The following is an 11,011-nucleotide window of genomic DNA, read 5'->3' as shown; positions in this document are numbered from 1 at the left end:
CCGGCGCGCTGGTCAAGCCGTTCGACATCGACGTCGCATCCGGCGCCTATTGGCTGGTGGCCAGAAACCTGCACGACCTCTCGGAGCCGGTCGCCGCGTTCGCCGACTGGCTCAGAAGCGAATTTGCCGAAAGCAGGCGGGCGCTGGAAGCGCAGGTTTAAACCCTTCTGGCCCGGTTCCTGTCCAGCCAAATGCCAAGCAGTGGCAGCAAAGATTTGGGCGCCTGCGCGAAGCCTGCGCACCGTGGACGGCCAAATCCCAAGGTCAGGCCGCTTCTTCGGCGCGCTTCTTCTCGATCTGGCCGATCGCGTCGACCACGGCATCGAAAGTCAGCATGGTCGAAGCGTGCCGCGCCTTGTAGTCGCGCACCGGCTCCAAATATCTGAGATCCGCAAAGCGGCCGTCCGGCGGGGCGCCATTTTCCTTGAGCATCTTCAGCATGGAGTCGCGCACCGCGCGCAATTCCTCGGCACTCGCGCCGACGACATGCTGCGCCATGATCGATGACGACGCCTGGCCGAGCGCGCAGGCCTTCACGTCATGGGCAAAGTCCGTGACGACGCCGTCCTGCATCTTGAGGTCGACGGTGACGGTCGAACCGCATAGCTTGGAGTGCGCCTTGGCGGTCGCGTCAGGATGATCGAGACGGCCGATGCGGGCGATGTTTCCGGCAAAACCGAGAATTTTCGCGTTGTAGACGTCGTTTATCATAATTTTCCAATCCGTCGCCGCCAAGCGAACAGCGATTGCCGCTGTCGTGTCTTCCTTTCGCTCGCTATGACCTTATATAATGCTGGCAGTCCGGTATCGACAAGAACGACGAAAGCCAATGTCCTTGCCGGGAAGTTCACGCCGCTTACGGGGCTGGAAACGGGGCGAGTTTCCGACACCGAAAGGTCGTGGTCCGTTCAACTCGTTCCTCCGCCGAGAGGGACTACGGGAGACGCCTTTATGGATGCCGTCATCAAGAAGCTCATGCCACAGTCAGCCTATATGGAAAAGCCGGTCACCGACCGGCCAAGCGAAGCCGAAGTCGAAGCCGCCGTGCGCACACTTTTGCGCTGGACCGGCGACAATCCGGACCGCGAAGGGTTGGTCGACACGCCGAAGCGGGTGGCAAAGGCCTTTCGCGAAATGTTCGGTGGTTACGACATGTGCCCGGCCGACGAGCTCGGCCGCACCTTCGAGGAGGTCGCCGGCTACGATGACCTGGTCATCGTCAAGGACATAACATTCCATTCGCATTGCGAGCACCACATGGTGCCGATCATCGGCAAGGCGCATGTCGGGTATCTTCCGGACGGCAAGGTCGTCGGCCTGTCCAAGATCGCGCGTGTCGTCGATATCTTCGCCCACCGCCTGCAAACCCAGGAGGCGCTGACGGCGCAGATCGCCGGCGTCATCCAGGACGTGCTCAATCCGCGCGGCGTCGCCGTCATGATCGAGGCCGAGCACATGTGCATGGCCATGCGCGGCATCCGCAAGCAGGGATCAACCACGCTGACCTCGACCTTCACCGGCGTTTTCAAGGACACGCCCGAAGAGCAGGTCCGTTTCGTCACCATGGTGCGCGGCGGCGGGGTCTGATCGGCCCTCGCCGGCCATCAAAATAAGGACCGGCGATGTCGGCACTGGAATTTCCAAAAGCTCCGTCGGACAAGAAGGCTCTCGAGGAAGGCGCGGTGTTTTCGCCGCGCTTCGATGCAGCCGGGCTGGTCACGGTCGTCGTGACAGACGCCGCGGACGGCATGCTGTTGATGGTTGCGCATATGAACGCGCAAGCACTGGCGCTGACGCTTGAGACCGGCATCGCCCACTACTGGTCGCGCTCGCGCAGCGCGCTTTGGAAAAAGGGCGAAACATCAGGCAATTTTCAGCATGTCGTCGAGATGCTCACGGATTGTGACCAGGATGCCATATGGTTGCGCGTCAAAGTGTTGGGCCACGACGCAACCTGTCACACTGGCCGGCGTTCATGCTTTTATCGGACGGTGGGGCTGGTCGACGGCAAAGGGACGCTTGCCATCGACGGCAGCAAGCCGCTGTTCGATGCGGAAAACACGTATCGGAAACCAACAGCTTGAACCTTCTGCCTGACACCGACGACACAGATTCATCATTTCGATACGCCCCGCTCGTATAGTAGCCGTGGGACAAGGGAGATTATGATGCTCGAGTGGGCGTCATTGCGTAACAGACCAGATGTCAGGGAGGCCAACGGCCTGTCCTCGTCAGGCGGCGCGTCCGAAACGAACTCCCAAAAGAAAACAGGCATTTCGCTCGCCTTGGGTGGCGGGTGCGCCCGCGGCTGGGCGCATATCGGCGTGCTGCGCGCGCTGGATGAAGCCGGCATCGAAGTATCGATGATCGCCGGCACCTCGATCGGCGCGCTGGTCGGCGGCTGCTATCTCGCCGGCAAACTGGACGAGCTCGAAGAATTCGCCCGCAGCCTGACCAAGCGCCGCATTTTCGGCCTGCTCGATCTCAATTTACGCGGCAGCGGCCTGTTCGGCGGCATGAAACTCGATGCAAGGCTGCGCGAGCACATGGCCGGCATTCGTTTCGAGGACCTTGCCAAGCCGTTCGTCGCGGTCACTTCCGAAATCCGCACGGGCCACGAAATCTGGCTGTCGAGCGGCTCATTGATCACCGCCATGCGCGCCTCTTATGCGCTTCCCGGCGTGTTCGAGCCGGTGAATTGCAACGGCCGCGTGCTGGTCGACGGCGCTCTGGTCAACCCCGTACCGGTTTCGGTCTGCCGCGCCTACGAGCAGCCGCTCGTCGTGGCGGTCAACCTTCACTATGACCTGTTCGGCCGTGCCGCCGTCATCAAGCACAGCGCTGGCGAACTGGTCGTCGAAAAGGACGCGCCGAGGGCCGGACATGGCGATCCCGAACACCAGTCGCATCAGACCCGGCTCGGCATCACCGGCGTCATGGTCGAGGCCTTCAACATCATCCAGGACCGCATTTCGCGCGCAAGACTTGCCGGCGATCCGCCAGACATGTCGCTACAGCCGAAGCTCAGCCATATCGGCCTGACCGAGTTCCACCGCGCCGACGAGGCGATCAATCTCGGCTATCAGGCGACGATGGCGCAGATCGGCGAACTGACCCGGCTGCAGACAGTTCTCGCCTGATCAACACCTACGCACGAGCCGCATCGGTGATACGAAACTGAACGGTGCGGTTGCCGTTCCAGTAATTTCCCGACAGCGAACCGGCGACGTGGATTGTCTTGCCCCGGTTCTTGAACAGGAATTCGCCAAGCGCGGTATCGACGGCGCGAAAGGCGATCGCCTGGATCCGGCCGCCGCTTTCCGATTGCAGCTCGACGCGGATGTGATTGGTGCCGACCGGCCGCGCATCGGCCAACCGGTGGCGCGGCAACGCGAAAACAGGGGCCACGTGCCCGGCACCGAAAGGTCCGGCTTGTTCCAGCGCGTCGAGTAGGCTGAGTGTCGCGCCTTCAGCGGCAAGCGCACCGTCTATGGCCAGGCTTTCCTCGCCCTGCAGGCGAAACACGTCGGCTGCCGCCCGCTCTTCGAAAAACGCCATGAGCTCACCAAGCCTCGCCCGCTCGACGGTGATGCCCGCCGGCGAGCTCCGCATCGGCCTCGGCGCGCGCCGCCGCGAGCATCTCCTGCTCCATCAGCTGCCGTTCCTGGTTGAGCCGGTCGAGCGTCTCGGCAATGGTGCGCGCCTCGACCGGGTCGTCGGTCGCAAGCAACCGGCTGCCAAGTGCGGCATCGCCGATGCGTCCGCCGGCATTGATGCGCGGGCCGATCAGATAGGCCAGATGGAAGGTGCTGATCGGCTCGCCGATGCGCGACACCCGTGCCAGTGCCGCGAGCCCTTCGTTCTTCTGCTGGCGCGCCATCTGCAGCCCCTTGACCACGAAGGCACGGTTGACGCCGGTCAGCGGCACCACGTCACAAACGGTGGCCAATGCCACGATATCGAGCAGCGAAAGCAGGTCCGGCGGCGTAGCATCGGCCATGCGGCTACGCAGGATCCTGGCCGTCTGCACAAGGGCGAGGAAGACCACGCCGGCGGCACAGAGATGGCCCTGCCCGGAAAGGTCGTCGTCGCGATTGGGATTGACGACAGCGATTGCCGCCGGCAAGGCACCGCCGACCTGGTGGTGGTCGAGCACCACGACATCGGCCCCGGCCTCATTGGCGGCATCGATGGAAGCGGCGCTGTTGGTGCCGCAATCGACGGTGACGATCAGTGTCGCGCCACGCGAAACAAGTTCGCGCATGGCGTCGGGGTTGGGGCCATAGCCCTCGAAAATACGATCCGGGATGTAGATTTCCGACGGCACCGAGAAATGCGTGAGGAACCGCTTCAGCAAGGCCGACGAGGCGGCGCCGTCGACATCATAGTCGCCGAAGATCGCCACCTTTTCCCTGGCCATCACCGCGGCGGCGATCCGGGCCGCCGCCCTGTGCATGTCGGTCAGCGATGCCGGATCCGGCAGAAGATCGCGGATCGTCGGATCGAGAAACCGCTCGGTCTGCTCGGCGGTGACGCCGCGGCCGGCAAGCACCCGTGCTACGATATCGGGTACCCCGTAGCCTTGCGCGATGGCGAGCGCGATCATGTCCTGCCGCTCGGTCAGCCGGTGCTCCCAGGAAACCCCTGATACCGACTGCCTGACATCGAGGAAGAGGCGCTTTTCGCCGGTCATACGCTTTGCCAACTCATCGTTGGCCGCACGATAGTGCATGTCGCCCAAAAGTGCGCAGCGGTTTTGGGGCGACGACCTGCATTGGCAACGATTTAAATCGTGTCACGTTCATGCGACGCTCTATAGGCCAAAGGCAGGCAAAGCCAAGCGATTCACGGTGTGCGCCGTCCGGGAAGTGTCAAGAAAACTGCGCTTTCCGCTTTTCAGCCTGGCGCCGAAGCCATTCGTCGGCCGCATCGCCCATCGTCGTTTCCACACCGTCCTTGAGCCAGGCCATGAAAGGCCGGTCGAAGCTGAATGCGTAGCTGCATTCCCGGATGAGAAAGCGACGCACATTCTGGGTGTTGCGATAAGACTGCGTGATGGCGGTGGCGCGCGAGATCGGATCCGCGTGCCAGTCGAACGGTTTCATCGTCAAATCCTTGCAGCCAATATCGGGTGCGCCCGAATGGCTAACAATTGCAAGGTGGCTTCGCAAGCAAGCGTCAGAACTTATCCAGGTCCTGATGGCGTGCCTTGATCTCGCGCACCGTCCGCGACGACGAGCGCAGCACGATCGTGTGGGTGGTGATGTAATTGTGGCCGAACTTGACGCCAGCCAGCATGTTGCCGTCGGTGACACCGGTGGCCGCAAACAGCACATCGCCGCGCGCCATGTCCTCCGTCCGATAGACCCGTTTCGGATTGGAAATACCCATCTTTGCCGCGCGAGCAACCTTTTCCGGTGTGTCGAGGATCAGCCTGCCCTGCATCTGGCCGCCGGTGCAGCGCAGCGCGGCGGCGGCCAGCACGCCCTCGGGTGCTCCGCCAGTGCCGAGATAGATATCGATGCCGGTTTCTTCCGGATCCGTGGTGTGGATGACGCCGGCGACATCGCCGTCGCCGATCAGCCGGATCGCGGCACCCGTGGCGCGCACGGCATCGATCAGCTTGGCATGACGTGGCCGGTCGAGGATACAGGTGGTGATGTCCGAAATAGCCACGCCCTTGGCGCGGGCGAGGCTGGCGATGTTTTCGGCCGGTGAGGCATCGATATCGATGACGCCGTCCGCATAGCCCGGACCGATGGCGATCTTGTCCATGTAGACATCGGGCGCAAACAGCAGGCTGCCCTTTTCGGCGATGGCGATGACGGCGAGCGCATTGGGCAGGTTCTTGGCGCAGATCGTCGTGCCTTCGAGCGGATCGAGCGCGATATCGACCGCCGGACCTTTGCCGGAGCCGACTTCTTCGCCGATATAGAGCATCGGCGCTTCATCGCGCTCGCCCTCGCCGATCACCACCGTGCCCCTGATGGAAAGCCGGTTGAGTTCCTGGCGCATGGCATCCACGGCGACCTGGTCGGCCGCCTTTTCGTCGCCGCGCCCACGCAGCCTGGCGGCCGCGACGGCGGCCCGTTCGGTGACGCGCACCAGTTCCATGGTGAGTATCCGGTCAAGGCCGGCGACGATGTTCTGGGCCACATTCATCTGGTGATTTCCTCGTTGGCAATGCGGCCTCCCGCCGGAGGCGGGCCTGTTTTGTCAAACGAGCATGACAACGGCAAGACCTGCCACGAATATTATCGAATATCCAACAATATCAATCGATTAAACTACGTCTTGAAACACGACCGGCCCGATCGCCACGCGCCGGGCCAGTCTTAAAACGGTGAGAATGGCGGCCTTCGCGGCCTAAAAAACCGCGAGGTATTTGAGCAGCGAAATGATGCCGATGATGATGACGATGACCTGAACTATTTGTCTCATCCGGCCATCGAGCGGCAGGCGTTGAACCAGATAGAGAACGAGGATGATGACGAGGAATGTGATCAGGATGCCGATCAACGCTGACGAAGCCATGGTGTCCTCCTTAAAAGTGATTTGCTGAAAACAACAGAAAAGGCCGGAAGCCCGGCCCTATTGCGCTGCGGTCAATACCAGCGGCGGGAGGTATCGTTCGTCGATTGAGCAATGGCGAAGCCGGCCAGAAAGCCGAGCAGGCCGATCACGCCGACCAAAGCTGTCGTCGTACCAGGATTCTCGCGCGCGACTTCCGAAACAGCCTGGGCTTGGCTGCGCAGTTGTTGCGCCGTACGCGAAGCGCGGTTCGCCGCGGTGTCGTACAACTCGGACGCCTGTTCGCTGGCGTCATCGAGCATCTCCGCGCCCCGCGCCGAAATGCTCTTGTTGATCTTGGTGATCTCCTTGCGCAGTTCGGCAATCTGCTTTTCCAACGTCTTCTGGATGTCGTCGATATCGGGGGTGTCGGATTTGTTGGTGTCAGCCATGAAGCGGTTCCTCTGGTTGGTGACCAAGAGAACGGCGTCGACGCGAATTCGTTCCGGTCTGTGGCAGCTGCCTGCCTCCAGACCGGACCTCAATGCCTGCGGAATTCTTGTCCCGCGCGACTGTCGGACAAAGCTACCCTGCCCGTTCGATGCGGATGACCTGCGGTTTGTCGGTCAGATGTCCGTCCTTGGTGATGCCGTCTACCGCCTTGCGAACGGCGGCCTCCGTCGTCTCGTGGGTGACAAGGATCACCGTCTTCTGTGCCGCCGCCTCGCCGTTGACTGCGTGCTGGACGATCGATTCCAGCGAGATGTCATTGTCGGCCATGCGCTTGGCGATTGCCGCGAACACGCCGATGCGGTCGTGCACGGTCAGCCGGATGAAATAACCGCCGGCATGGCTGCGCATCTGCGCCTTCTTGTAGGGTTTCAGCTCCTTGGCCGGCCGGCCGAAGACCGGACCATGCTGGAAGCCTGGCCGGCTCTTGGCGATGTCGGCGATGTCGCCGATGACGGCCGATGCGGTGGCGTTGCCGCCCGCACCGGGGCCGGACAGCAGCAGCTCGCCCAGAATGTCGGTTTCGATCGCCACCGCATTGGTGACGCCATGCACCTGCGCGATGACCGATGCGGTCGGCACCATCGTCGGATGCACGCGCTGCTCGATACCGCTCTCGGTGCGCTGGGCGACACCCAGCAGCTTGATCCGGTAGCCGAGATCGGCGGCCGCGCGGATGTCGGCTTGGGTGATGTTGGAAATGCCTTCCATGTAGATGTCGTTGGCGGCGATCCTGGTGCCAAAGGCAAGGCTGGTCAGGATCGACAGCTTGTGCGCCGTGTCGTGGCCCTCGATGTCGAAGGTCGGATCAGCCTCGGCATAGCCCAGCCGCTGCGCGTCCTTCAGGCAAGCATCGAACGAGATGCCCTCGGCCTCCATGCGGGTCAGGATGTAGTTACAGGTGCCGTTGAGGATGCCGAACACGCGGGTGACCGAATTGCCGGCCATCGCCTCACGCATCGTCTTGATGACGGGAATGCCGCCCGCCACCGCCGCCTCGTAGTTGAGAAGCACGCCCTTCTTCTCGGCGATCTCGGCCAGCGCCACGCCATGCTTGGCCAGCAGCGCCTTGTTGGCGGTGACGACGTGACGGCCGGCTTCGAGTGCCGTCTTCACCGATGAGCGCGCCGGGCCCTCGTCGCCGCCGATCAGTTCGACGAACACGTCGATTTCTGCGGTCTGGGCCATCTTGACCGGATCGTCGAACCACTTTGCAGAGCTCAAGTCGACGCCCCGATCGCGCTTGTGGTCGCGCGCCGAGACGGCGGTGACGATCACGTCACGGCCGCACTGGCGGGTCAGTTCCACCGCTTTGTCGCGCAGCACGCGCGCCACCGATGCACCGACCGTGCCGAGGCCGGCAATTCCAACACGCAATGCTTCAGCCATGTCCGGCGACGTCCCTCAAAGTCAGATCGAATTTGCGTGCGGCAAGCTTACCGGTGAGCGGAGAGCGGCACGACATTGTTGGGCTGCTTGGCGCTGGTCGACAGGAAGCGCTTGATGTTGCGCGCCGCCTGCCGGATCCTGTGCTCGTTCTCGACCAGAGCAACGCGCACGAATTCGTCGCCATGCTCGCCGAAGCCGACACCGGGCGCCACGGCCACGTCGGCATGTTCGATGAGCAGCTTGGAGAATTCGAGCGAGCCGAGATGCTTGAACGGCTCCGGGATCGGCGCCCAGGCGAACATCGATGCCGCCGGTGCCGGAATGGTCCAGCCGGCGCGGCCGAAGGCGTCGACCATCACGTCGCGGCGCTTGTGGTAGATGTCGCGTACCTCGGCGATGTCGGCGCCGTCGCCGTTGAGCGCGTGTGCCGCCGCCACCTGGATCGGCGTGAAGGCGCCGTAATCGAGGTAGGACTTCACCCGCGTCAGCGCCGAGATCAGCCGCTCGTTGCCGACGGCAAAGCCCATGCGCCAACCGGGCATGGAGAAGGTCTTCGACATGGAGGTGAATTCGACGCAAACGTCGATCGCGCCAGGCACCTGCAGCACCGAAGGCGGCGGATTGCCGTCGAAATAGATCTCCGAATAGGCAAGGTCGGACAGGATGATGATGTCGTTCTTCTTGGCGAAGGCGACCACATCCTTGTAGAAATCGAGCGAGGCGACCAGCGCTGTCGGGTTCGACGGATAGTTGAGGATCAGCGCCAGCGGCTTCGGGATCGAATGCTTGACACCGCGCTCGAGCGCCGGAATGAAACCGTCGTCCGGCTCCACCTGCAGCGAGCGGATGACGCCGCCCGACATGATAAAGCCGAAGGCATGGATCGGATAGGTCGGGTTCGGGCACAGGATCACGTCGCCGGGCGCGGTGATCGCCTGCGCCATGTTGGCGAAGCCTTCCTTCGAACCGAGCGTGGCCACCACTTGCGTGTCGGGGTTGAGCTTCACGCCGAAGCGCCTGCCATAGTAGGCGGCCTGGGCGCGGCGCAGGCCCGGAATGCCGCGCGACGAGGAATAGCGATGCGTGCGCGGGTCGCGCACGACCTCGCACAATTTGTCGACGATAGCCTTGGGCGTCGGCAGGTCCGGATTGCCCATGCCGAGGTCGATGATGTCGGCGCCACGCGATCGGGCGCTGGCCTTGAGCCGGTTGACCTGCTCGAACACGTAAGGCGGAAGCCGGCGAACCTTGTGAAATTCTTCCATGGCAGTTCCAGACAGCGAAGGGGTGTTGGGCGCGCGCTATATACTTATTTGCAGGTAGGGTCGAGGGCGGGGTCGCATTTGGCTTCGATCTGCTTCAGCGTTTCGTCGCCATGCTTCTTGGCCAGATCCGTCAGCGCCGCCTGGTTGACGACCTTGGGGCCGCCGCCCTTTGCCGCCTGCGCATTCTCATCCGCCTTCAATTGCGCGAGCTTGGCGTTCTTCTCGGCTTCGGTGAACTGCGGCGCCGCCACTTGCGGCTTGATGTTCAGGTTCGGGAAGGTGCCGGTATCCTTCGGTCCCGCACCCACAGCGACAGGCGTCGGGCCATTCGTGTTGGTGCTCGAGCACCCGGCAATGCCGATGAGGACGATCGCCGCGCCGATGCGGCAAAAACGTCCGGCACCGAAAAAAACAGTCTCGCCAATATTAATCGTCATATTGTTTCCTTGGCAGCCGAGGTAGAGCGAGATTGGCCCGGTCGGATGTCCCATGTTAATATGTCAAGAAAAGGCCTCGGGAGGAACCCCGCCAACCATGTCCAAAACACCCGATTCGGGCAAAGCGGAAGATGACCAGCCTTCGACCGTCGAGCAATATCTGGTGAAGGACCCGGAACGCTTCGCCCTGAACATGGCGCGCATGATCGAGCAGGCCGGCAAGGCCGCTTCCGCCTGGGCCGAGCCGCGTGAAAAAGGCGACGTGCGCGACCATGTGGCCGAGCCCGTCGTCGATATGGTGAAGACCTTTTCCAAGCTCAGCGAATACTGGCTTGCCGATCCGCAGCGCGCGCTGGAAGCGCAGACGCGGCTGTTCTCCGGCTATATGACGGTCTGGGCCAACGCCATTCAGCGCACCAGCAACGCCGCGCAAGACACCGAAGACGCGGTCAAGCCGGAGCGCGGCGACAAGCGCTTCCTCGACCCGGAATGGGGCCGCAACGCCTTCTTCGATTTCCTCAAGCAGGCCTATCTCGTCACCTCGCGCTGGGCGGCCGATCTGGTCGAGCACGCCGAAGGTCTTGACGAGCACACCCGCCACAAGGCCGGCTTTTACGTCAAGCAGGTGTCCAACGCCATCTCGCCGTCGAATTTCATCCTGACCAATCCGGAACTGTTCCGCGAAACCGTCGCCTCGAACGGCGAAAACCTGGTGCGCGGCATGAAGATGCTGGCCGAGGACATCGCCGCCGGCAAGGGCGACCTGAAGCTGCGGCAGGCCGACTACTCGCCCTTCGAGATCGGCAGGAACATCGCCACCACTCCCGGCAAGGTGGTCGGCCGCAGCGACGTCGCCGAAATCATCCAGTACGAACCGGCGACCGAGACGGTGCTCAAGCG

At 62.7% G+C, this 11,011-nt stretch carries 11 protein-coding genes and 3 pseudogenes; 5 read left to right on the top strand and 9 right to left on the bottom strand.

Annotated elements, in window-relative coordinates; all coding sequences use genetic code 11:
* Nucleotides 1-161 (top strand): annotated as a pseudogene (locus EOA22_RS38830) (transcriptional regulator); the annotation flags it as partial.
* A gap of 103 nt (nt 162-264) precedes the next feature.
* On the opposite strand, the gene EOA22_RS12730 reads toward EOA22_RS38830, so the two are convergent.
* On the bottom strand, nt 265-711 hold the full coding sequence (locus tag EOA22_RS12730; RefSeq protein ID WP_063167874.1) for an iron-sulfur cluster assembly scaffold protein: 447 nt from the start codon (nt 709-711) through the stop codon (nt 265-267).
* Nucleotides 712-951: 240 nt separating this feature from the next.
* On the opposite strand from EOA22_RS12730, the gene folE reads away from it, so the two are divergent.
* The 3 genes from folE to EOA22_RS12715 all read left to right on the top strand — a co-directional run bounded on the left by folE (nt 952) and on the right by EOA22_RS12715 (nt 3,140).
* Nucleotides 952-1,587, top strand: a complete 636-nt coding sequence (gene folE / locus EOA22_RS12725) for a GTP cyclohydrolase I FolE (protein WP_013531982.1) — start codon at nt 952-954, stop codon at nt 1,585-1,587.
* A 35-nt stretch (nt 1,588-1,622) separates the two neighbouring features.
* Complete coding sequence (hisI, locus tag EOA22_RS12720) at nt 1,623-2,084, top strand: phosphoribosyl-AMP cyclohydrolase (RefSeq protein WP_013531983.1); 462 nt, start codon at nt 1,623-1,625, stop codon at nt 2,082-2,084.
* Nucleotides 2,085-2,165: 81 nt separating this feature from the next.
* Nucleotides 2,166-3,140 (top strand): patatin family protein, encoded by a 975-nt coding sequence (locus EOA22_RS12715; protein ID WP_174299064.1) that lies wholly within the window; start codon nt 2,166-2,168, stop codon nt 3,138-3,140.
* 7 nt (nt 3,141-3,147) lie between these two features.
* On the opposite strand, the pseudogene EOA22_RS12710 reads toward EOA22_RS12715, so the two are convergent.
* From EOA22_RS12710 to EOA22_RS12675, 8 genes and pseudogenes are all read right to left on the bottom strand, one after another.
* Nucleotides 3,148-4,693, bottom strand: a pseudogene (locus tag EOA22_RS12710) (DHH family phosphoesterase).
* Nucleotides 4,694-4,871: 178 nt separating this feature from the next.
* Complete coding sequence (locus EOA22_RS12705; RefSeq protein ID WP_063167872.1) at nt 4,872-5,105, bottom strand: DUF6434 domain-containing protein; 234 nt, start codon at nt 5,103-5,105, stop codon at nt 4,872-4,874.
* 73 nt (nt 5,106-5,178) lie between these two features.
* Nucleotides 5,179-6,162, bottom strand: coding sequence for a class II fructose-bisphosphatase (gene glpX, locus EOA22_RS12700; protein ID WP_013531987.1), 984 nt, complete (start codon nt 6,160-6,162; stop codon nt 5,179-5,181).
* Nucleotides 6,163-6,366: 204 nt separating this feature from the next.
* On the bottom strand, nt 6,367-6,534 hold the full coding sequence (locus EOA22_RS12695; protein ID WP_013531988.1) for a Thivi_2564 family membrane protein: 168 nt from the start codon (nt 6,532-6,534) through the stop codon (nt 6,367-6,369).
* 71 nt (nt 6,535-6,605) lie between these two features.
* On the bottom strand, nt 6,606-6,962 hold the full coding sequence (locus EOA22_RS12690; protein ID WP_024505708.1) for a hypothetical protein: 357 nt from the start codon (nt 6,960-6,962) through the stop codon (nt 6,606-6,608).
* Between the two features lie 133 nt (nt 6,963-7,095).
* A complete protein-coding gene (locus EOA22_RS12685) occupies nt 7,096-8,409 on the bottom strand; it encodes a homoserine dehydrogenase (protein WP_013531990.1) in 1,314 nt (437 codons plus the stop codon).
* 47 nt (nt 8,410-8,456) lie between these two features.
* Nucleotides 8,457-9,674, bottom strand: a complete 1,218-nt coding sequence (locus EOA22_RS12680) for an LL-diaminopimelate aminotransferase (RefSeq protein WP_013531991.1) — start codon at nt 9,672-9,674, stop codon at nt 8,457-8,459.
* Between the two features lie 44 nt (nt 9,675-9,718).
* Nucleotides 9,719-10,111 (bottom strand): hypothetical protein, encoded by a 393-nt coding sequence (locus EOA22_RS12675; protein ID WP_063167871.1) that lies wholly within the window; start codon nt 10,109-10,111, stop codon nt 9,719-9,721.
* A gap of 97 nt (nt 10,112-10,208) precedes the next feature.
* Here EOA22_RS12675 and EOA22_RS12670 point away from each other — a divergent pair.
* A pseudogene (locus tag EOA22_RS12670) lies at nt 10,209-11,011 on the top strand (class I poly(R)-hydroxyalkanoic acid synthase); the annotation flags it as partial.

Source organism: Mesorhizobium sp. M7A.F.Ca.US.014.04.1.1 (assembly GCF_003998745.1).
Lineage (GTDB): Bacteria > Pseudomonadota > Alphaproteobacteria > Rhizobiales > Rhizobiaceae > Mesorhizobium > Mesorhizobium ciceri.
Note: the sequence above shows the minus strand (reverse complement) of the source record. Positions and strands in the feature narration are given on the sequence as shown.

Coding starts and splice junctions, on each gene's coding strand:
- EOA22_RS12730 (WP_063167874.1), bottom strand. CDS start 711: ATGATAAACGACGTCTACAACGCGAAAATTCTCGGTTTTGCCGGAAAC.
- folE (WP_013531982.1), top strand. CDS start 952: ATGGATGCCGTCATCAAGAAGCTCATGCCACAGTCAGCCTATATGGAA.
- hisI (WP_013531983.1), top strand. CDS start 1,623: ATGTCGGCACTGGAATTTCCAAAAGCTCCGTCGGACAAGAAGGCTCTC.
- EOA22_RS12715 (WP_174299064.1), top strand. CDS start 2,166: ATGATGCTCGAGTGGGCGTCATTGCGTAACAGACCAGATGTCAGGGAG.
- EOA22_RS12705 (WP_063167872.1), bottom strand. CDS start 5,105: ATGAAACCGTTCGACTGGCACGCGGATCCGATCTCGCGCGCCACCGCC.
- glpX (WP_013531987.1), bottom strand. CDS start 6,162: ATGAATGTGGCCCAGAACATCGTCGCCGGCCTTGACCGGATACTCACC.
- EOA22_RS12695 (WP_013531988.1), bottom strand. CDS start 6,534: ATGGCTTCGTCAGCGTTGATCGGCATCCTGATCACATTCCTCGTCATC.
- EOA22_RS12690 (WP_024505708.1), bottom strand. CDS start 6,962: ATGGCTGACACCAACAAATCCGACACCCCCGATATCGACGACATCCAG.
- EOA22_RS12685 (WP_013531990.1), bottom strand. CDS start 8,409: ATGGCTGAAGCATTGCGTGTTGGAATTGCCGGCCTCGGCACGGTCGGT.
- EOA22_RS12680 (WP_013531991.1), bottom strand. CDS start 9,674: ATGGAAGAATTTCACAAGGTTCGCCGGCTTCCGCCTTACGTGTTCGAG.
- EOA22_RS12675 (WP_063167871.1), bottom strand. CDS start 10,111: ATGACGATTAATATTGGCGAGACTGTTTTTTTCGGTGCCGGACGTTTT.